Below are 19,408 nucleotides of genomic sequence, written 5' to 3'. Positions count from 1 at the left end.
ACGACACCCCAATACGGAGACCTCCCATGTCCGCCACCCGCAAACGATTCGACGACGAACCCTATCTGGGCCAATGCGACGCCACCGTCATCGCCGTCAATCCCGAGGGCATCGAACTGGACGAGACCGTCTGCTACGCGCGCAGCGGCGGCCAGGCAGGCGATAGCGGCACGCTGACCCTCGCGGACGGCCGCGTCCTGACGCTCGCCGACACCGTCTACGCCGACGACCGCCAGCGCATCCTGCATGTGCTGGACGGCGATACGGCGCCGCAAGTCGGCGACCGCGTCACGGTCTCCATCGACTGGCCCCGCCGCCACCGGCTGATGCGCCTGCACACTTGTCTGCACTTGCTGGGTTCGCTGGTGCCCGCACCGGTCACGGGGTGCAGCATCTCGCCCGATTCCGCGCGCATCGATTTCGACCTGCCCGAATCCACGCTGGAAAAAACGGACTTGACGGAACGCCTGAATGCGCTGATCAACCGCAGCCTCGACGTCGCGGTCAACGGCATCACGCCGGAAGAACTGGCCGCGCAACCCGACCTGGTCCGCACCGTGGGCGCGGCGCCGCCCGCCGGCACCGCCAAGATCCGCATCATCGACATCCCTGGCGTGGACCGCCAGCCCTGCGGCGGCACGCACGTGCGCAACACGGCAGAGATCGGCGCCATCGCCGTCACCAAGATCGAAAAGAAAAGCCGCACCAACCGGCGCGTCGTCGTCGGGGTCGCCTGACCGCTTCCCAAGGCGTTCGGCACTAAAAAACGGGGCCGCGATCAAAATCGCGGCCCCTTTTTATTCCATGCGAGGGGTCACCCCTTTTGCCACCACCGCCAGGGCGCCCGCAACGGCCATTGGTACTTGCTGCACAGCACGCGAGGGGCCAGCACGTGGCCGACCAGCACGGCGATGCCGGCCGCAGTCATCACGTCGGACAGGTAATGGTCCAGATTGACCAGCCGGCTCATGGCCACCAGCGCCGCCAGCAACAGGAAGACCGCGCGCCAGCGCGGCGCCAGGATGCCCAGCACGACGGCCACCGCAAACGCAGCGTAGCTGTGGCTGGACGGAAAGGAATTGAACTGCTGCACGCGCGAAAACGATTCGCCCAGGCCGTAGATGCCTTTTTCGAAGAAGAGTTCGGGACGCGCCCGCGCCACCGAGCGTTTCAGCACCAGCACGACCAGCCCGCCCACCGCCATCGTGGACAGCATCAGGAGGCTGCCGCGGGCCATGCTGGCGTAGCTCATGCGCAACGGGTTGTGCCAGCCGCGGGCCACGCCGACCAGGCCCACGACATAAAAGGCCAGGGCGACGCCGATGTACGGACCGCTTTCGCCCAATTCACCGATCCATTCGAAGGACTCGTTCACGCCGTGGGACACCGATTGCTTGATCCAGATGGCCAGTGGCAGATCCACCCAGAGCGCGCAGGCGGCAGCCGCCAGCGCCAGCGCGGCGCCCAGCGACAGCCAGACGGCCAACGAGAACGGGTTACGCACTTCGTCGGGCGCGGACAGGCCAGGCGCGGCAGGCACCACGGGAGCAACGGCCGGAGGCGTCACGGGATTGGGAATCATCGGTACCGCTCAAGGAAAATGAGAAATATTACCGCCCGCTGAATGCGGGCCGGACCGATATCGTAACGGCCGCCGCCTGCCAGACCAAGAAACAATTTTCGCGCAAGGGTTAAAATTCGGCCTTTCCAGCCTATCAGCCCCCGGGATCTACACCCGTCACGGCGACCATCATGCAAGCAACCTCCCTGAAGCGCGACAACGCGCGTGACGGCGGCAACGCCGCGGGCCCCCTCGCAGACGCCCCCGCAACGCCCCCCGTGGACACCGCCGCCGGCTCTCCCCGCAAACTGTATATCCGCACCTTCGGCTGCCAGATGAACGAGTACGACTCGGACAAGATGGCCGACGTCCTGCGCGGCGACCAGGGCCTGGAGCTCACCGACAATCCGGAAGAAGCCGACGTCATCCTGTTCAACACCTGTTCGGTGCGCGAGAAGGCGCAGGAAAAAGTCTTCTCGGACCTGGGCCGGGTGCAGCACCTGAAGAAAACGAACCCGAACCTCGTGATCGGCGTCGGCGGATGCGTGGCCAGCCAGGAAGGCGCGGCCATCGTCAAGCGCGCACCGTACGTGGACGTCGTGTTCGGTCCGCAGACGCTGCACCGACTGCCCGACCTGATCGCGCGCCGCCGCGCCGAAGGCCGTTCGCAGGTGGACATCAGCTTCCCCGAGATCGAGAAATTCGACAACATGCCGCCGCCGCGCGTCGATGGCGCCACGGCATTCGTGTCCATCATGGAAGGCTGTAGCAAGTACTGCAGCTTCTGCGTCGTGCCTTACACGCGCGGCGAAGAAGTCTCGCGCCCCTTCGAAGACGTGCTGATCGAAGTGGCCGACCTGGCCGACCAGGGCGTGAAGGAAGTGACGTTGCTGGGCCAGAACGTGAACGCCTACCGCGGCAAGATGGAAGGCACGGACGACATCGCCGACTTCGCCATGTTGCTGGAGTACGTGCACGAAATTCCGGGCATCGAACGCATCCGCTACACGACCTCGCACCCCAAGGAAATGACCCAGCGCATGGTCGACGCCTACGCGCGCCTGCCGAAGCTGGTGTCGTTCCTGCACTTGCCCGTGCAAGCCGGCAGCGATCGGGTGCTGGCCGGGATGAAGCGCGGCTACACCACACTGGAATTCAAGTCGGTGGTCCGTCGCCTGCGCGCCGCCCGCCCCGACCTGACCTTGTCATCCGACTTCATCGTGGGCTTCCCCGGCGAAACGGAAGAAGACTTCGAAAAGACGATGAAGCTGATCGAAGACGTCGGCTTTGACACCTCGTTCTCGTTTGTCTATTCGCGCCGTCCGGGCACGCCCGCCGCCGACCTGGCCGACGACACGCCGCAGGACGTGAAACTGCGCCGTCTGCAGCGCCTGCAGGCCCTGATCAACGATCAGGCCGCCGCCATCGCCCGCAACATGGTCGGCACGCGCCAGCGGCTGCTGGTGGAAGGCCCCTCGCGTCGCGACCCCAACGAACTGATGGGCCGCACCGAGAACAACCGCATCGTGAATTTCGCCGCGCCCGCGCGGCTCATCGGACAAATGGTCGACGTCATCATCACCGAAGCGCACACCAATTCGTTGCGCGCCCGGGTGGCCGACGTGGACCGCGTTCCCCCAGAGGCCGAATGACCACTCCCCGTTCCCGCGCCCGTCGCAGCATGCCCGCCATCGTCAACCTGGACGGCGACAACACCCACCTGGCCAATCTGTGCGGCCCGCTGGACGAAAACCTGCGCCAACTCGCCGACGGCATGGGCGTCAAGCTCTCGCGCCGCGGCAATCGCGTCACCATTGAAGGCGAACAGGCCGAGCTCGCCGGACGGGTGCTTCGGCGCTTCCACGAGCAGGCAGTGCACCGCGCCCTGTCGGTCGACGACATCCAGCTTGGCCTGGTCGAGATCGGCGTGGGGCGCCAGGAAGAGAGGCTGAAGGAAACGCCGGCGCGCGAAGCAGATCCGCTGCCTGCCCTGGACGACGAAAGCGACGGTATCGCGCTGCGCACCAAGCGCAGCGACCTGCGTCCGCGCACACCGCGCCAGCGTGACTACCTGAACAACATCCTCAAGCACGACATCACGTTCGGGGTGGGTCCCGCCGGCACGGGCAAGACCTGGCTGGCAGTCGCCTGCGCCATCGACGCGATGGAACGCGACACCGTGCAGCGTCTGGTGCTGACGCGCCCCGCTGTCGAAGCGGGCGAGCGGCTGGGCTTCCTGCCCGGCGACCTGGCCCAGAAGGTCGACCCCTATCTGCGTCCGCTGTATGACGCGCTCTACGATCTGATGGGCTTCGAGAAGGTGCAGCGCCTGTTCGAAAAGCAGACCATCGAGATCGCCCCGCTGGCCTACATGCGCGGCCGCACGCTGAATCATGCGTTCGTGATCCTGGATGAAGCGCAGAACACCACGCCGGAACAGATGAAAATGTTCCTGACGCGGATCGGCTTCGGCAGCAAGGCCGTCATCACCGGCGACCCCTCGCAAGTAGACCTGCCGCGCGGCCAGGACAGCGGCCTGGCCCATGCGGTCAAGGTGCTGGAAGACGTGCAAGGCATCGCGACCACCCGCTTCACCAGCCGCGATGTCGTGCGCCACCCCCTGGTCGCCCGCATCGTCGACGCCTACGACCGCGCCTCCGAAAATGAAGCCTGAGCTGTCCCTGTCGATCCAATACGGGGTTGAAGAGGCCCGCTTGCCCCGCTGGCGCCTGCGCCGGTGGGCGGAACGCGCCCTGGCGGCGGCGGCGGAAGACGGTCTGGTCGAGTTTTCGGCCGCCGAACTCAGCCTGCGCCTGGTGGGCAGCGCCGAAGGCCGGCGCCTGAACCGCGATTTCCGCGAACGCGATTACGCCACCAATGTGCTGACCTTCGAATACGGCGTCGACCCTTTGGGCGTGGCGCGCGGCGACATCGTCATGTGCGTGCCCGTGCTTGTGCGCGAGGCCCGGGAACAGCGCAAGGCGCTACTGGACCACGCCGCCCACCTGACCCTGCACGGCGTGCTGCATTCGCTGGGCTACGACCACATCAAGGCCCGGGACGCCAAGCGCATGGAAGCGCTGGAAACCGCCACGCTGGCAAAAATGGGGATCGCCGACCCCTACCTGGCCACCGAGTAGGCTCAGGCCGTTCGCGCGTTCGGGTCTACCCCTAGAAATTCACGGAAAATGGCGCCAAGCAACGCGCAGATGACGGCGTTTGGCCCCATTTTCATGGCTCCCGTTACAAACGAGAGGCCAGTTTCGGTTATGCTGGCCCCTCCATAACTTGTCCTCCCGGACGATGTCTGACCCTTACCCTGCTCCCGAAGCGACCTCTGCTCGCTCAGCCAAACCCGCCACCAAATCCCTTCTAGACCGCCTGCTTTCCCTTGTGCGCCGAGAGCCCGAGGACCGCGAAGGCATCAAGGCCATTCTGGAAGCCGCGCACGACCGCAAGCTGCTCGACGCGGAATCCTACAAGATGATCAAGGGCGCGCTTGCCGTGTCCGAAGGCACCGTCGGCGACATCATGGTTCCGCGTTCGCGCATGGACCTGCTGGACGTCACGCAGCCCATCCCGTACCTTGTGGCCACCGTGATCGAAACCGCGCATTCGCGTTTTCCGGTCTATGAAGGCGACCGCGACAACATCATCGGCATCCTGCTGGCCAAGGATCTGCTGCGCTGCATGCTGGAACCCGGCATCGAAGTCCGCACGCTGGTCCGCCCGGCCGTGTTCATCCCGGAATCCAAGCGCCTGAACGTGCTGCTGCACGAGTTCCGCGCCAGCCGCAACCACCAGGCCATCGTCATCGATGAGCATGGCGGCATTTCCGGCCTGGTCACCATGGAAGACGTGTTGGAGCAGATCGTCGGCGACATCGAAGACGAATTCGATGAAACCGAAGAAGACTCGATCTTCCCGGAAGGCGAAAACCAGTGGCGCGTGCTGGCCGCGACCGATATCTCGCACTTCAACGAGGTGTTCGGCTGCAACTTGCCCGACGACGAATACGACAGCGTCGGCGGATGGATGGGCGGTCAATTGGGCCGTATCCCGCGCCGCGGCGACATCGCCGAATTCGACGGTCTTCGGATGGAAGTGGCGCGCGGCGACGCCCGCCGCGCCATCTGGCTGCGCGTCAAGCGCAACAACCCCGACTCAATCTCCCGCCCCACCGACGACGCATGAGCCGTACCCCGCGCAGCCGACTCCTGCGCGGCGCCGCCGGCTTGACGCTGGCGGGCGCCGTGCACGCCCTGACTTTCGCCCCCGGCCCCTTGCCGGACTGGGCGCTGGCCCTGACGCAGATCCTGGCGCTGGCCGTCGCCGCGCGCGTCACGCTCACGGCCCCCTCCGCCAAGCAGGCATGGGGACGGGGCTGGCTGTTCGCCTTCGTCACTTATGCGGTGGGCCTGTACTGGCTTTTCATCAGCATGCATCGCTACGGCGGCCTGGCCGCGCCGTTGGCCGTGGCCGGGGTGCTGGCGCTGTCGGCATTCCTGGCGCTGTTCCCGGCCACCGCCAGCGCGCTGGCACGCCGTTTCACTCCGCTGACCCACGACGCCGCGCCCTCCCGCATCCTCTCGGCCACGCTGGCCTGGGCTGCGCTGTGGGCGGGTTTCGAATGGCTGCGGGCCGTGCTGCTTACCGGTTTCCCGTGGCTGAACATCGGCTACGCGCAAGTGGACAGCCCCATCGCCGGCTGGGCGCCGATCGTGGGCGTGCATGGCATGGCGTTCGTTGCCGCATTCGTCGCGGCCGCGATCGCCAGCCTGTGGCAGCCCTCCCGCAAGACATCCATGGACTCGCGCCAGGCATTGGCCGCCGGCATCGCCGTCGCGCTGGCCGCCGCGGGCTGGCCCTTGTCGCGCATGGACTGGTCTTCGCCCAGCGGCGACCCACTCAACGTGCGGCTGGTCCAGGGCAACATCGAGCAATCGCAAAAGTTCGACCCGGCCCTGCTTGAACAAAGCCTGGTGCGCCACCTGGAGCTGACGGCGTTGCCGCCGGTCGCGGGCGTACCCGCGCCACAACTGGTGATCCTGCCCGAGACCGTGCTGCCGATCTTCCAGGACCAGCTGGATCCGCGGGTGTGGGACGCCTGGCGCGGCGTAGCCGCCCGGGGCAACATGACCATCGCCATGGGCGTGCCGCTGCACGACCGCGTCAATGGCCGCGACCGCTACACCAACAGCGTGATGGGATTCGACGGTAATACGCCGGTCGAACACCTGGTCGCCGGCAGCACCGCCATGCGCTATGACAAGCGCCACCTGGTGCCCTGGGGCGAATACGTCCCGCCGGGCTTCCACTGGTTCGTGAACATGCTGAACATCCCGCTGGGGGATTTCGACCGCGGCGCGCAACGTCAGACCCCCTTTGCGGTAGGCGGCCAACACATCGCCTTCAACATCTGCTACGAAGATCTGTTTGGCCCCGATCTGCTGCCGGCGCTGCTGCCCGGCCCCAACGGCGAACCGGGCGCGACCATCCTGGTCAACGTCAGCAACCTGGGATGGTTCGGTGATTCCTGGGCCTTGCGCCAGCACCTGCAAATCGGCCGGCTGCGCACCATGGAAACCGCCCGCCCGATGCTGACGTCCACCAATACCGGCATCACCGCCGCCATCGACGCCAAGGGTCGCGTCGCCGCCCAACTGGCGCCGTTGCAGGCGGGTGTGCTGCCCGTATCTGTCCAAGGCATGACCGGCCTGACGCCCTACGCCCGCTTCGGCGACAAGATCGCATTGGCGCTGGTGGGCTTGGTGCTGATCGGCGCGTTCGCCAGCAGCCGCAAGACGCGGCGCGGCTGAGTCCGCCTCAGGCGAACAAGTTGGCGGGCAGCTTGGCGCTGTCCTCTGGCGGGCGCAGAGGCCCGGCGCCCGCGCCCGTCAATTCGATCGCCTGCGCGACCTCGTCCAGGTCGTCGCTGTCCAGCTCCAGTTCTGCCGCGCCCAGCAATCCATTGACCTGGGCGGCGCTGCGCGCGCCGACAATCGCGCCCGTGACGCCGGGCCACGCCAGCGTCCAGGCGGCGGCAACCGCTGCCACCGTCGTGCCATGGCGTTCGGCGATGGGTTTCAGCGCGTCGGCCAACGCCAGGTTTCGGGCCAGATTGGGCGCCATGAACTCCGCATGCCGCGAGCGCCAGTCGTCCGCCGGCAAGGCGCGCGCGCGCTCGGCCGAAAATCCGCCGGTCAGCAGGCCCGACTGCATCGGGCTGTAGACGATCACGCCGATGTCATGCGCGGCGCACCACGGAATCAAGTCCGCCCCCGCTGCGCGCTGGATCGCCGAAAACGGCGGCTGCAAAGAATCTACATGGCCCAGCGCTTGCGCATCCTGCAATTGGGCCAGGTTGTGGTTCGACAAACCGATGGCGCGGACCTTGCCCGCCTGCTTAAGGTCCAGCAGTTCCTGCCAGTAAGTGTCGATCGGCGTGCCGTCGCCCGCCGGCCAGTGCATCTGGTAGAGATCAATGCGTTCCACCCCCAGCCGCCGCAACGAATCTTCGATCTCGCGGCGGATGCTGGCTGGCGCGCCCGTGCGCCGCGGCGTGGCCATCGGGTTGTTGGCCGACCACGTCAGCCCGCACTTCGTAAAGACATAGGGCCGGTCGCCGGGCGCCATCTGCGCCAGCGCGCGGCGCACGATTTCTTCGGAATGACCCAGCCCGTACACCGCCGCGGTGTCGATCCAATTGATGCCCCGGTCTACGGCCAGGCGAATGGCGGCGATGGAATCGGCATCGTCCTGCGGCCCCCAGCCCACCGCCCACCCATTGCCGCCGATTGCCCAGGCGCCCAGGCCGATACGCGTGATGGCCATGCCGGTGCGCCCCAATGGCCGGGTGGGAAAGGATGTCTGTGTGCTCATGCCTGGATGCCCGTGTGAATGCGACCGCATTTTTTTCACGCGAAAGTCACATGATGAATAAAAAAATTCACCCCCACCATAGCATCCGCACAAGTCTTTGATTTTCCTGGAATCTGCACCAATCACCGGATACCGCAGCCGAGCCCCATCGCGCACAAAATGCGCAAAAAAGGCCATCTATCCCCATTTTTTTTGCCTGTTTTACCCTTTTTGCCGCAAAGCGACTTGCACACCCGATTTTGTTCGTGCATAATCTCGTTTCTTCGCCAACGGCACTAAACAAAACCGGCAACGAACTACGAAAAACGCACCATAAAACGTGTGTTCAAGTCGTAAAACGTGGCAGGAATTGATTAGAAGAACGGGGGTATAGCTCAGCTGGGAGAGCGCTTGCATGGCATGCAAGAGGTCAGCGGTTCGATCCCGCTTACCTCCACCAGTCAACAGCGAAGAACGTAGTTTGCAAGTCCAGGTCCCCTTCGTCTAGAGGCCTAGGACATCACCCTTTCACGGTGAGTACAGGGGTTCGAATCCCCTAGGGGACGCCAGTTTACTGGCATGCAGGTTGCAGTAAAGCAGTAGATAAGTGCAGTTGAAGTGACAAAGTAGTTGAGTACGCCGCTGCGGAGCGGTAGTTCAGTTGGTTAGAATACCGGCCTGTCACGCCGGGGGTCGCGGGTTCGAGCCCCGTCCGCTCCGCCATTAGCGCTCTCGCTCTGAGTCTTTCAAGAGCTCCGTCTTCGGGGCTTTTTGCTTTTATAGAGTGTGAGACCTTGTTGTTTGTTGTGTGGAACATCAAGGCGCCCTGGGGGGTATAGCTCAGCTGGGAGAGCGCTTGCATGGCATGCAAGAGGTCAGCGGTTCGATCCCGCTTACCTCCACCAGTATCGCAGTACCGTAGTAAAGTTGTTTTGCAGTTCTGTTCAGTTCAGGTCCCCTTCGTCTAGAGGCCTAGGACATCACCCTTTCACGGTGAGTACAGGGGTTCGAATCCCCTAGGGGACGCCAGTTTCTCTGGCACGTATTACCAAGCTGCCTTGACACCGCAGTGTAGTGATGAAGTTAAAGTAAACCGCTGCGGAGCGGTAGTTCAGTTGGTTAGAATACCGGCCTGTCACGCCGGGGGTCGCGGGTTCGAGCCCCGTCCGCTCCGCCAAGCACCTTGTGCTTGATCGCATGGCTGCATATCGCTGAAGCTCCGGATTCCGGAGCTTTTTGCTTTTCTGCGTCCGCGGTATCCCCGCCCCTCCCGTCTCTACCCTCCCCCCGCCTCGAAGACTCGTCCGTTTTGCTCTCTGGACAGCGTCGCCATGCGCCTGCATCCTGTGTGCTCCTGCATGCGAACCGAAGAGGCTTACGTGACAACAAACGCCGCCGCACCCCAAGCGCATCGCCAGCACCTTCAGAACATCATCGCGGGTTTGAACGAAGGCATCATCGTGCTGGAACCCGATGGCGCCATCGCGTGGGCCAACGACAGCGCGCTTGAATTACACGGCGTCGATACGCTTGAAGCACTGGGCGGCACGCCCGCCGGCTACCGCAAGCGCTATACGCTGACCTACCGCAACCGCCATCGCGTGCCTGCTCGCCAGTTTCCGCTGGACCGCCTGGCGGCCGGCGAACCTTTCGATGACCTGCTGCTGGACCTGCGCCGCAAGGACGACGAGGAGTTCGTGCGTAACGTGCGCGCGCGCGGACTGAACCTGGGCAACGACAACGGCGTGGAATATCGCGTTCTGATCCTGCATGACCAGACCGAGCAATTGAACGCCGAGCAGCGCTTTGAGCGAACCTTTGGCGCGAACCCGGCGCCCGCGCTGATCTGCCGGCTTTCCGATCTGCGCTACGTCAAGGTGAACCAGGGCTTCCTGGAAATGACCGGCTACACGCGCGAGGCGGTGCTGGGCAAGTCGGCCTATGAACTGGATGTGCTGGACGGCGGTGAAGACAAGGAAGCCGCCGTGGCCAGATTGAACGAAGGCCAGACGATCCCGCAGCGCGAAGGCACGGTGAAAGTGGCGAACGGCGAAGCGAAGTTCGTGCTGGTCGCCGGCCAGCCGATCGACATGCAGGACGAACCGTGCATGCTGTTCACGTTCATCGACCTGGAGGCCCGCAAACGCACCGAGCTTGCGCTGCGCGAAAGCGAAGAACGCTTCTCGAAGGCGTTCCGGCTGGCGCCCGTGCCGATGGCCGTGTGCGAAGGCGACGCGCTGCTCGTGCTGGACATCAACGAAGCATTCGCGGCCGCCACTGGCGCGGCCCCGGACACGGCCGCCGGCAAAGCCCTGACCGATTTGGGTCTGCAGCCCTACGAGGGAATGGCCGCCAGCCTGGCGCGCGGGGAAAGCGCGCGCAACCGCGAAGCCACCTTGAGCACGCAGGACGGCGGCAAACTGGACTGCCTGGTGTCCGCCGAGCCAGTGATGATTGGCGGCCAGCACCGACTGCTGATCGTGATGCAGGACATCACCGAGCGCAAACGCTCCGAGACCGAATTGCTGGCGGCAATCGAAGCCGTGATGCAGGACACGTCGTGGTTCAGCCGGGGCATCATCGAAAAGCTGGCGCAATTGCGCCAGCCCACGCCCGCCACCCGCGATGTGGCCGAACTGGCGCAGTTGACGACGCGCGAACGCGAAGTGCTGGGTCTGCTATGCCAGGGCCATGACGACGATGGCATCGCCAAGAACCTGAAGTTGTCGCGCAACACCGTCCGCAACCACGTGGCCACGATCTACAGCAAGATCGGCGTGCACCGGCGCAGTGCGGCGATCGTCTGGGCGCGCGACCGCGGCATCACCGGTCATGAATCCCCCCGGACGCGGGCCAAACCGGGCGCAGAATAAGGTCGCGGCCTGGAAATTACAATTTGAATCAAAATATCCAGGGGTGCGGCGTCAACGAAGATGACGCCGCGTTAATCCCCTGCCGCCCGCAAATGTTTTGAATTTCCGCGAATCCACCCCTAATCACCCCGCATTTGTCACCGTGCGGCCTGCATTGCGCAAACCCTGCGCAGGTTCTTACGATCCGCCGATCCCGTCCTTGCTTTCCGGCAGGCGCGATTTCCGTAAGACCGACAGGAGCCCCGTCCATGCAGACCGCCTACATCCCCGTCCCAACGACGTCAAAGCACTTGCCTGCGCCCGCCTGGAGCGCCGCCGACGTCATGGCGCTTTACGAGCTGCCCTTCATGGACCTGGTGCATCGCGCCCAGCAAGTCCACCGTGCCCACTTCGATCCGAACACCATCCAGCTGTCCAGCCTGCTGTCGATCAAGACCGGCGGCTGTCCTGAAGACTGCGCCTACTGCCCGCAGTCTTCGCACTACGACACCGGGCTGGACGCCGACAAGCTGATGCCGCTTGCCGACGTCGTCGCCGCTGCCCGCGCCGCCCAGGCCGGCGGCGCGCAGCGCTTCTGCATGGGCGCCGCATGGCGCAGCCCGAAGCCGCATCACCTAGAAGCCGTGGCCGAGATGGTGACCGCCGTGAAGGCGCTGGGCCTGGAAACCTGCGTGACACTGGGCATGCTGCGCGACGGCCAGGCCGAACAGCTGAAAGAGGCCGGCCTGGACTACTACAACCACAATCTGGACACGTCGCCCGAGTTCTACGGCAAGATCATTTCCACCCGAACCTACCAGGACCGCCTGGACACGCTGGACCGCGTGCGCGACGCCGGCATCAACGTGTGTTGCGGCGGCATCGTGGGCATGGGCGAATCGCGGCAAGAACGTGCCGGCTTGATCGCGCAGTTGGCCAGCATGGAGCCCTACCCCGAGTCCGTGCCGATCAATAACCTGGTGCAGGTCGAAGGCACGCCGCTGGCCAACGTCGAAGCCCTGGACCCGTTTGAATTCGTTCGCACCATCGCGGTCGCCCGCATCACCATGCCGAACGCCGCCGTGCGGCTGTCGGCCGGCCGCGAAGCCATGGACGATGCGTTGCAGGCGCTGTGCTTCATGGCGGGCGCCAATTCCATGTTCTACGGCGACGCGCTGCTGACCACCGCCAACCCGCAGATGGAGGCTGACCAGCGTCTGCTGCAACGCTTAGGGATGCGGGTCGACGCGTCGCAACAGCACCATCAGCACGCCGAAGGCGCAACGTGCCGCTGACGCCTGGCGTCCTGTATTTGCTGGCCAGCGTCGCGTGCAGCGTCACCGTCGCGGTGCTGTTGAAACTGGCCCGCCGGTACGACGTGGACGTACGCCAGGCGATCACCGTGAATTACGCGGTGGCCGCCCTGCTCTGCTGGGCGGCGCTTCGCCCGGATCCGTCCACGCTGGTGACACCGCAGACGCCCTGGGCCGTCCTGGCAGCGCTGGGCCTGCTGTTGCCCAGCGTCTTCCTGGCGATGGCCGCGGCGGTGCGCCACGCCGGCATCGTACGCAGCGACGCCGCGCAGCGCCTGTCGCTCTTCATTCCCTTGCTGGCGGCGTTCGTGCTGTTCGGCGAACCCGTCAGCGGTCGCAAGCTGGCAGCGATCCTGCTGGCGTTCAGCGCGCTGGCCTGCCTGTTGCGCCGCCCCGCCGCCGCGCAGACGCCTGCGGACAGCCGCGCCGCCTGGCTCTGGCCGCTGGTGGTCTGGGCGGGTTACGGCGTGATCGACATCCTGTTCAAGCAAGTGGCGCGCGCCGGCACCGCCTTCGCGGGCGGCTTGCTGCTGGCCTTCGTACTGGCGGGCGTGCTGATGCTGGCGTATCTGCTGTGCCGACGGGTGCGTTGGGAACGCCGCCACCTGGCCGCGGGTGTCGCCCTGGGCTTGGCCAACTTCGGCAATATCCTTACCTACATCCGCGCGCATCAGTCGCTGCCCGAGCACCCGGCGCTGGTGTTCGCGTCGATGAACATGGGCGTGATCACGCTGGGCACGCTGGTCGGCGCGCTGGCATTCCGCGAGCCGTTGACACGGTTGAACCTCTTGGGCATCGCCCTGGCACTGGCCGCCATCGTGCTGATGGCGCCCTGGTAGCCGCGCAGGATCAGGTGCCGGTGCGGCGTTCGCGCTTGTCGGTGTCTTCGTCTGGCGAAGAGGCATCGGCGGGTGCCGAGGCGCTGGCCGCTGAGGGGTCGGCTGCCGCGGTATCGACTGCCGCAGCATCGGCCGCCGCGGTATCGACCGCCGCGGTATCCGCCACGGACGGTTCAACGACCGCCGGCGTGGGCGCGGCCGACGGGTCCGGTTGCACCATCTCCATCGCGATATCGTTTTCGGGATCCACGCGGGGATCCAGCACGGCCGCCGCGGGCGAGCTTTGCAGCGTGTCGGGCATGGGCACGAAGTGCGTCGGCGCTTCGTCCACCTGGTGCGCGCCGGTAACCCGCGTGGGACGCACCTGCCACACCAGAATCAAGGCGCAGGCCGAAATGAAGACGTAGTACATGCTGGGTCCGGCCAGCGACATCAGCAAGCCGGCAACCATGGGGCCGATGCACGCGCCCACGCCATAGGTCATCAGCAGCACGGCGGACAGGCTGACCCGGCGCTCGGATTCCACGTGGTCGTTGGCGAATGCGGCACCCAGCGGATACAGCGTGAACTGCAACACGCCAAAGATGCACGACAACGCCACCATCGCCCAGTACGGCAACACCAGCCAGCCCCACATCACCGTGGGCAGCAGCACCAGCAGCAAGGCGTTGAAGCGGATCAGGCCCGCGCGGTTGATGCGATCGGACAGCCAGCCCATCGGCCATTGCGACAACAGACCGGCGGTAACGGCGGCGGCCACGAAAATCGCGGCCTGCGACGTGGACAAGCCGTGCTTGGCGCCGTAGACGGCGGCCAGGCCATAGAACGCCCCAGACAGGTTACCCGCCACGAACAGCACCGTCATCGACAGCGGCACGCGGCGCATGAAGAAGCGGATGTCCAGCGGCGCTGGCAGCGGCGTGGGGGGGTGCGAACGCGCCGTGACGGCGATCGGCACCAGGCACAGCACCAGGCACATCGCCACCAGGGTCAGCGGACGCAGGTCCAGCGTGGCGTAGGCGGTCAGCGCCAATTGCCCCAGCACCGTGCCCAGCCCGGACACCACCATGTAGACGGAAAACACCCGGCCGCGCTGATGGTTTTCAGTTTGCTCGTTCAGCCAACTTTCGATGACCATGAATTCGGTCACCATCACCACGCCGGAAATAATGCGGAACACCAGCCACAGCGGCATGGAGTCGACCAGCGTCTGTGCCAGGATCATGCAGGTGGCAATGGCTGCACAGGCCACGAATGCGCGGATATGGCCCACGCGGATGATGAGCCGGTGCCCCAGCCGCGCGCCGCATACCAGCCCCAGGTAGTAGCCGGCGATCAGCACGCCGATCCACACCTCGCTGACCGACTGCGCGGTCAGGCGCAGGCCCATGTAGGTGTTGAACAGACCCGTGCCGATAAGCATCAGCAAGGTCGCGACGTAGAGCGACGAGAAAGAAGAGAGGGTGGCGAGCATGGCGTTGGCAACCGCTGCTGGCATTAGCACGGCGGGCTGCGAAGGCGGCCCGCCGCGTGAGCGGTAAAACAGGAACTACGTTAGATCAGGCTTGCGACAACATCGTGGCGGCATCGCTGACTTCGAACTTGCCAGGCGCTTCCACGTTCAGTTGCTTGACCACGCCGTCGACGATCAGGGCCGAATAGCGTTGCGAACGCACGCCCATGCCGCGCGCGATCAGGTCCAGTTCCAGGCCAAGTTCCTTGGTCCACAGGGCCGAGCCGTCAGCCAGCATGCGGACCTTGCCGTCGGTCTTTTGCTCGCGGCCCCAGGCGCCCATGACGAACGCGTCGTTGACGGACACGCACCAGATTTCATCCACGCCCTTGGCCTTCAGCGCGGCGGCTTGCTCGACGTAGCCCGGCAGATGCTTGGCCGAGCAGGTGGGGGTGAAGGCGCCCGGAACCGCGAAGAGCGCAATGGTCTTGCCGCGGGTCAGGTCGGCAACCTGGAACGCGTTGGGGCCCAGCGAGCAGCCGGCGGTTTCGGTTTCGATGAATTCGGTCAGGGTGCCATCCGGCACGCGGTCGCCGACTTTGATCGTCATGTAGATCTCCAGGATGTAGGGGGTGTTGCATTGAAGCAGGAGTGCCTCACAACCTCCATCATAGTTCGTGCGCGGCCGGCCTGCTGCGCGGGCGCCCCAGGAAAAAAAACCGCACAGTCTGAAACGACTCCACACCCCCGCCTCACCGCATGGAAACGGCTGCTTGCCATAATGCAGTAGTGACCCACGCCCGCCGCGCCCGCATTGACAGCCGGCGGGCACCATGCGGAGATTCACCGATGCGAAAGATCTTGACTGGCCTGGCCTGGATTCTGGCCACCGCCGCCGCCCCTGCCTGGGCCGCCCCGGACGCCAGCGAACAGGCCCAATACGACTCCTTCGTGGTCGCCGCCGGCGCCTCCAACGGCGCTGCCCGCGCCTGCGGCGCCTCGGAACCCGACCTGGCCCAGCACCAGGCCACCGCCAAGAAAAACCTGATGCAGTACGCCCAGGAATACGGGTTTGTCTCGAACAGCTACGAGGCGCTCTTTCAGAAGGGCCTGGGGGAAGGCAAGTCCATGATGGAGGACATGAAGCGGTCCGGCGTGGACGGATGCCGCGGCGTGCTGGGCAGCTTCCAGAACGAACGCGCGATCAGTTACAAGGACATGAAGAACGCGCTGGCCGAGGTCAGCGACGGATTGCCAGGCGAAAAGGCGCAATAGCTTTCTCCACGCATGCCGACTGCGCGCCGCCCGGACGCTACCCGTTACCCCAAGCCGTTCTGCTTGAACCAATCCAGCATCCGCGTCCACGCCTGCTCGGCCTCTGCCTTCCGATAAGACGGCCGGTAATCCGCATGGAACGCGTGCGGCGCGTCCGGATACACGTCGATCCGGGATGCTTTCGCCGCCGCCGGGCCCTTCGCCAGTTCGATCCGCATCCGGTCCACGTCCGTCTGCGGAATACCGGCGTCCTTGCCGCCATAGGCGCCAAGAACGGGCGCCTTCAGTTCGTTCACCAGGCTCAGCACCGACTTCGGTTTCAGCTCGCTGGGTTCGCCCGCCAATTGGCCATAGAACGCCGCGCCCGCCTTCAGCTTCGGATTGTGGGCCGCGTACAGCCAGACCTGGCGGCCGCCCCAGCAGAAGCCGACGATACCCAGCTTATCCGCGTCCCCGCTGTTGGCCGCCGCCCACTTCGCCGTCGCGTCCAGGTCGCGCTGGACCTGCGCGTCCGGCACTTTGCCGATGATCTCGGCTTGCAGCTTGGGGATCTCGGTGTACTTGGACGGGTCGCCCTGGCGCGCGAACAGTTCAGGCGCGATCGCCAGATAGCCCAGGTGCGCCAGCCGGCGGCAGACGTCCTGGATGTACTCGTGCACGCCGAATATCTCGGACACCACGATCACGGTCGGCAGGTTCTTCTTGCCTTGCGGCGCCGCACGATAGGCGGGCATCTTGCCGTCCGTCGTCGGGATATCGACCTTGCCGGCCGTCAGCCCCTTGGTATCGGTAGCGATGGCCGTCTGGGCCACCGCTGGCCCCGCAGCCAGGGAAAAGCCCGCGGCGACCGTCGTGGCGATGAAGCCCCGCCGATCCAGCCGCAGAGGCGGCAACAGGCTGTCGAAGTGCGCGTCCTGATCTTTCATGAAGAATCTCCTGGCAAAAGCGCGGCCGGGGACGGCAGGCGTACCCCTGATGGCCGGCTGGGTTCACTTCAGGGAGAAGTCCACGCGCGAGGGTTGCCCCTCGTCCTTGATGCCGTCCGCGTCCAGCTGCGGCGCAACGATGAATACACGGTCCGCGAGTCCTTCCTGGGCTAGCAACTTCTCATAAACCGCTTGCGCGCGCGCATCGGCCAGTTGGCGTAGCTGCTCGTCGCCCACCGGCGCCACGCCGCGCAGCATGGCTTCCATCTCATCCGTCGGCACCGACTTGGCCATGCCGATGAAATTGCGCGGCTTGTCCTTGATGTCGGCGTCGTCGTAGACCTCTTCCAGATACTTGGTGCGTTCGGCGGCCGACACCTGCACCCCCGCCAGGTTCGGCTTCTTGCCGCGCGGCGCAGTGTCGGCGGCCTTGGCGGCGCGGATCTGGCCGTCGACCCAGGCCTGGCGCAGGCCTTCCATGTCGGTCTTGGGGTCGGCGCGGCCGCTGATGTCCATCTTCAGCGCCGGCCGGTCCGTCAGTGCCTTGATCAGCGTATCGATACGCTGCTGCGAGTCTTCCGTCAGCACGGCGCTGCCCGGCGTGAATTCCACGTAGGACAGCTCTTCGCCCCCGCCAAAGGCCGAAGCCAGCAGGCTGAACGGCGACGTCACGGCCTTGACCACCAGGTTCATCACCACGCGGACCACGATGCCGCCCACCGAGAATTCCGGGTCGTCCAGCGACCCGGAAATCGGCAGGTTGATGTCGATATTGCCGCGCGAGTCCTTCAGCAACGCCACGGCCAGCAACACCGGCAGCTTGGTCGCGTCCGGGCTGTTGGTCTTGTCGCCGAAGGTCAGCTGGTTCAGCACCACGTGGTTGGACGCCTGCAGCGCGCGGTCCTTGATCTTGTATTCCAGGTCCACCGACAGCTTGCCCCGCTTGATCGGGTAGCCCACGTACTTGGCCGAATAGGTATTGAAGCGCGGCAGGTCGACGCCCTTGGCCGAGACCTTGAGATCCAGTGTCAGGAACTTGGCGAATGGCTGCACGATGCCGCTGATGGACAACGGGGCGGTGGTGTAGACGCGGCCCGTCACCTTGACCTTGGCGGGCTGCGGATTGGTGGACGAGACCGCTGTGATCGCGCCCTCGATAGCCGACACTTCAGCCACGTAATTGGGTTTGACGAAGCGGTCGGTGAACGTCATGCGGCCCCGCGACAGCGTGACGCTGTTGACCGAGATATCCGGCATGCCCGCGCCGGCGCCGCGCTGGGCGGCCGCGGGCGTCGGCGCAGGGGGAGCCGCCTGCCTGCCCGGCGTCTGCGTATCCTGGGTGATCGAGCCGCCGGCCTGGCCCGGCGCTGCGATCAGGTCCATGACGTTCAGGCGGCCCTGTGCGTTCAGCAGGATGCGGCCGTAGAAATCCTCCAGCGCGATGTCGCCCAGCTTGGCGCCGATCTTGTCGCCCGCCACCGAGATGTCCATGCCCGAGAAGCCCAGCCGCTTCCAATTCAGGAAGTCATCGTTGTTGACCCGGTCCTGCAGGTCCACGCCCGTGATCTCGACGCCGCCCTTCCAGTTGACCTTCATCGGGGCGTTGCCCGCCGCGGCGGTGAAATCCACATCGCCCTTGGCGCCCAGCGTAATGGCGCGCACGGTGGCGTTCAGGCTTGAGGCGGCGTAGGGCGCAAAGGACGCGACGTTCAGTTCGGACAGGTCCACGGACGATTTCAGCGTCAGCGGTTGCGGCGTGAACATGCCTTTCAGGTCCAGCTTGCCGTTGCCCTGAATACCCGCGGCCGCCAGGGTGAACTGGCTCTGCCCCGGTCCCATCGCCAGCCGGTCGGCGGTGACGCGCAAGGTTTGCAGGGCCATGTCCAGCGCGGGCTTGAGCGATTCGTCGCGCGCCTTGAACTGGGTCAGGTCGGCCTGGACGGCGGTGGCGGAAGCGTCCACGGCGCCATTTTTTTCCTGGACGTGGATTTGCGCGGTCGCGCCCAGACGGCCATCCAGCAGCACGATCGGCGCCACGCTGCGGACGGCCGGCGCCAAGGGTGCCAGGGCCACATTGCCCATGCGCACGCCCAGATCCAGGGACAACGGCTTCAGGACCAACGGTCCCTTGGCGCGGATCCAGCCCCCGTCAGTGCTGTTGTCGACGGTCAACCACAGGTTGACGGGCTGATCCTTCACTTCAGGTATCGCGACGCCTTCGACGGTCACGGCCATGCCCGTCATGACGTAATCCAGCTTGCTGATCGCGTCGGTGACGTAGAGTTCGCCTTCATGCAGATTGAAGGCATCAAGGGTGACCTTCCATTC

Annotated in this window: 16 protein-coding genes and 6 tRNA genes; 16 read left to right on the top strand and 6 right to left on the bottom strand. The window is 65.3% G+C overall.

What is annotated here, in order from left to right; genetic code table 11:
- The first annotated feature begins 26 nt into the window (after positions 1-26).
- Positions 27-737 carry an alanyl-tRNA editing protein gene (locus ACE039_RS22970; RefSeq protein WP_485823423.1) on the top strand — a complete coding sequence of 237 codons (711 nt, stop codon included), beginning with the start codon at positions 27-29 and terminating at the stop codon, positions 735-737.
- A gap of 77 nt (positions 738-814) precedes the next feature.
- On the opposite strand, the gene ACE039_RS22965 is transcribed toward ACE039_RS22970, so the two are convergent.
- Positions 815-1,582 (bottom strand): phosphatase PAP2 family protein, encoded by a 768-nt coding sequence (locus ACE039_RS22965; RefSeq protein ID WP_485823422.1) that lies wholly within the window; start codon positions 1,580-1,582, stop codon positions 815-817.
- A 170-nt stretch (positions 1,583-1,752) separates the two neighbouring features.
- On the opposite strand from ACE039_RS22965, the gene miaB reads away from it, so the two are divergent.
- The 5 genes from miaB (at position 1,753) to lnt (ending at position 7,380) form a co-directional block, all read left to right on the top strand.
- On the top strand, positions 1,753-3,213 hold the full coding sequence (gene miaB, locus ACE039_RS22960; RefSeq protein WP_485823421.1) for a tRNA (N6-isopentenyl adenosine(37)-C2)-methylthiotransferase MiaB: 1,461 nt from the start codon (positions 1,753-1,755) through the stop codon (positions 3,211-3,213).
- Positions 3,210-4,235, top strand: coding sequence for a PhoH family protein (locus ACE039_RS22955; RefSeq protein WP_485823420.1), 1,026 nt, complete (start codon positions 3,210-3,212; stop codon positions 4,233-4,235). The genes miaB and ACE039_RS22955 overlap by 4 nt, the downstream gene beginning before the upstream one ends.
- Positions 4,225-4,701, top strand: coding sequence for an rRNA maturation RNase YbeY (gene ybeY / locus ACE039_RS22950; RefSeq protein ID WP_485823419.1), 477 nt, complete (start codon positions 4,225-4,227; stop codon positions 4,699-4,701). Before ACE039_RS22955 ends, ybeY begins: the two co-directional genes overlap by 11 nt.
- A gap of 163 nt (positions 4,702-4,864) precedes the next feature.
- The gene (locus ACE039_RS22945) at positions 4,865-5,755 is read left to right on the top strand and encodes a CorC family transporter (RefSeq protein ID WP_105558395.1); all 891 of its coding nucleotides are present in this window, start codon (positions 4,865-4,867) and stop codon (positions 5,753-5,755) included.
- Positions 5,752-7,380 (top strand): apolipoprotein N-acyltransferase, encoded by a 1,629-nt coding sequence (gene lnt, locus ACE039_RS22940; RefSeq protein WP_485823418.1) that lies wholly within the window; start codon positions 5,752-5,754, stop codon positions 7,378-7,380. The genes ACE039_RS22945 and lnt overlap by 4 nt, the downstream gene beginning before the upstream one ends.
- Positions 7,381-7,387: 7 nt before the next feature.
- On the opposite strand, the gene ACE039_RS22935 is transcribed toward lnt, so the two are convergent.
- On the bottom strand, positions 7,388-8,443 hold the full coding sequence (locus ACE039_RS22935; RefSeq protein ID WP_485823417.1) for an aldo/keto reductase: 1,056 nt from the start codon (positions 8,441-8,443) through the stop codon (positions 7,388-7,390).
- Positions 8,444-8,806: 363 nt separating this feature from the next.
- On the opposite strand from ACE039_RS22935, the gene ACE039_RS22930 reads away from it, so the two are divergent.
- The 9 genes from ACE039_RS22930 to ACE039_RS22890 all read left to right on the top strand — a co-directional run bounded on the left by ACE039_RS22930 (position 8,807) and on the right by ACE039_RS22890 (position 13,426).
- Positions 8,807-8,882 (top strand) — tRNA-Ala (locus ACE039_RS22930).
- A 33-nt stretch (positions 8,883-8,915) separates the two neighbouring features.
- A tRNA-Glu gene (locus ACE039_RS22925) sits at positions 8,916-8,991 on the top strand.
- A gap of 77 nt (positions 8,992-9,068) precedes the next feature.
- Positions 9,069-9,145: transfer RNA gene (locus ACE039_RS22920), tRNA-Asp, on the top strand.
- Between the two features lie 106 nt (positions 9,146-9,251).
- Positions 9,252-9,327, top strand: a tRNA-Ala gene (locus ACE039_RS22915).
- Between the two features lie 48 nt (positions 9,328-9,375).
- A tRNA-Glu gene (locus ACE039_RS22910) sits at positions 9,376-9,451 on the top strand.
- A 71-nt stretch (positions 9,452-9,522) separates the two neighbouring features.
- Positions 9,523-9,599 (top strand) — tRNA-Asp (locus tag ACE039_RS22905).
- Positions 9,600-9,780: 181 nt separating this feature from the next.
- Entirely contained in the window at positions 9,781-11,295 is a 1,515-nt protein-coding gene (locus tag ACE039_RS22900; RefSeq protein ID WP_485823487.1) for a PAS domain S-box protein, read from the top strand.
- A gap of 248 nt (positions 11,296-11,543) precedes the next feature.
- Positions 11,544-12,569, top strand: coding sequence for a biotin synthase BioB (gene bioB, locus ACE039_RS22895; RefSeq protein WP_105558391.1), 1,026 nt, complete (start codon positions 11,544-11,546; stop codon positions 12,567-12,569).
- Positions 12,566-13,426: an EamA family transporter gene (locus tag ACE039_RS22890; RefSeq protein WP_485823486.1), complete on the top strand. Its 861-nt coding sequence runs from the start codon at positions 12,566-12,568 to the stop codon at positions 13,424-13,426. Before bioB ends, ACE039_RS22890 begins: the two co-directional genes overlap by 4 nt.
- Positions 13,427-13,436: 10 nt before the next feature.
- Here ACE039_RS22890 and ACE039_RS22885 read toward each other — a convergent pair whose 3' ends face one another.
- Both ACE039_RS22885 and ACE039_RS22880 read right to left on the bottom strand, forming a co-directional pair.
- Positions 13,437-14,900: an MFS transporter gene (locus ACE039_RS22885; protein ID WP_485823416.1), complete on the bottom strand. Its 1,464-nt coding sequence runs from the start codon at positions 14,898-14,900 to the stop codon at positions 13,437-13,439.
- Between the two features lie 85 nt (positions 14,901-14,985).
- Positions 14,986-15,489, bottom strand: a complete 504-nt coding sequence (locus ACE039_RS22880) for a peroxiredoxin (RefSeq protein ID WP_105558388.1) — start codon at positions 15,487-15,489, stop codon at positions 14,986-14,988.
- A gap of 239 nt (positions 15,490-15,728) precedes the next feature.
- Here ACE039_RS22880 and ACE039_RS22875 point away from each other — a divergent pair, with 239 nt between their 5' ends.
- The gene (locus ACE039_RS22875) at positions 15,729-16,154 is read left to right on the top strand and encodes a hypothetical protein (RefSeq protein WP_485823415.1); all 426 of its coding nucleotides are present in this window, start codon (positions 15,729-15,731) and stop codon (positions 16,152-16,154) included.
- Positions 16,155-16,198: 44 nt separating this feature from the next.
- Here ACE039_RS22875 and ACE039_RS22870 read toward each other — a convergent pair whose 3' ends face one another.
- Together ACE039_RS22870 and ACE039_RS22865 are read right to left on the bottom strand one after the other, a co-directional pair.
- On the bottom strand, positions 16,199-17,080 hold the full coding sequence (locus ACE039_RS22870) for a dienelactone hydrolase family protein (protein ID WP_105558386.1): 882 nt from the start codon (positions 17,078-17,080) through the stop codon (positions 16,199-16,201).
- A gap of 63 nt (positions 17,081-17,143) precedes the next feature.
- On the bottom strand, positions 17,144-19,408 hold a 2,265-nt coding region (locus ACE039_RS22865; RefSeq protein WP_485823414.1), incomplete at its 5' end, for a DUF748 domain-containing protein.

Source organism: Achromobacter maghribensis, from assembly GCF_057334215.1.
This window is presented reverse-complemented; position numbering and strand designations above follow the sequence as displayed.

Bases quoted from the DNA above. Each gene is read 5' to 3' on its own strand.
- miaB (WP_485823421.1), top strand. From the start codon at position 1,753: ATGCAAGCAACCTCCCTGAAGCGCGACAACGCGCGTGACGGCGGCAAC.
- lnt (WP_485823418.1), top strand. From the start codon at position 5,752: ATGAGCCGTACCCCGCGCAGCCGACTCCTGCGCGGCGCCGCCGGCTTG.
- ACE039_RS22945 (WP_105558395.1), top strand. From the start codon at position 4,865: ATGTCTGACCCTTACCCTGCTCCCGAAGCGACCTCTGCTCGCTCAGCC.
- ACE039_RS22970 (WP_485823423.1), top strand. From the start codon at position 27: ATGTCCGCCACCCGCAAACGATTCGACGACGAACCCTATCTGGGCCAA.
- ACE039_RS22900 (WP_485823487.1), top strand. From the start codon at position 9,781: ATGCGAACCGAAGAGGCTTACGTGACAACAAACGCCGCCGCACCCCAA.
- ACE039_RS22935 (WP_485823417.1), bottom strand. From the start codon at position 8,443: ATGAGCACACAGACATCCTTTCCCACCCGGCCATTGGGGCGCACCGGC.
- ACE039_RS22885 (WP_485823416.1), bottom strand. From the start codon at position 14,900: ATGCTCGCCACCCTCTCTTCTTTCTCGTCGCTCTACGTCGCGACCTTG.
- ybeY (WP_485823419.1), top strand. From the start codon at position 4,225: ATGAAGCCTGAGCTGTCCCTGTCGATCCAATACGGGGTTGAAGAGGCC.
- ACE039_RS22965 (WP_485823422.1), bottom strand. From the start codon at position 1,582: ATGATTCCCAATCCCGTGACGCCTCCGGCCGTTGCTCCCGTGGTGCCT.
- ACE039_RS22955 (WP_485823420.1), top strand. From the start codon at position 3,210: ATGACCACTCCCCGTTCCCGCGCCCGTCGCAGCATGCCCGCCATCGTC.
- ACE039_RS22875 (WP_485823415.1), top strand. From the start codon at position 15,729: ATGCGAAAGATCTTGACTGGCCTGGCCTGGATTCTGGCCACCGCCGCC.
- ACE039_RS22870 (WP_105558386.1), bottom strand. From the start codon at position 17,080: ATGAAAGATCAGGACGCGCACTTCGACAGCCTGTTGCCGCCTCTGCGG.
- bioB (WP_105558391.1), top strand. From the start codon at position 11,544: ATGCAGACCGCCTACATCCCCGTCCCAACGACGTCAAAGCACTTGCCT.
- ACE039_RS22880 (WP_105558388.1), bottom strand. From the start codon at position 15,489: ATGACGATCAAAGTCGGCGACCGCGTGCCGGATGGCACCCTGACCGAA.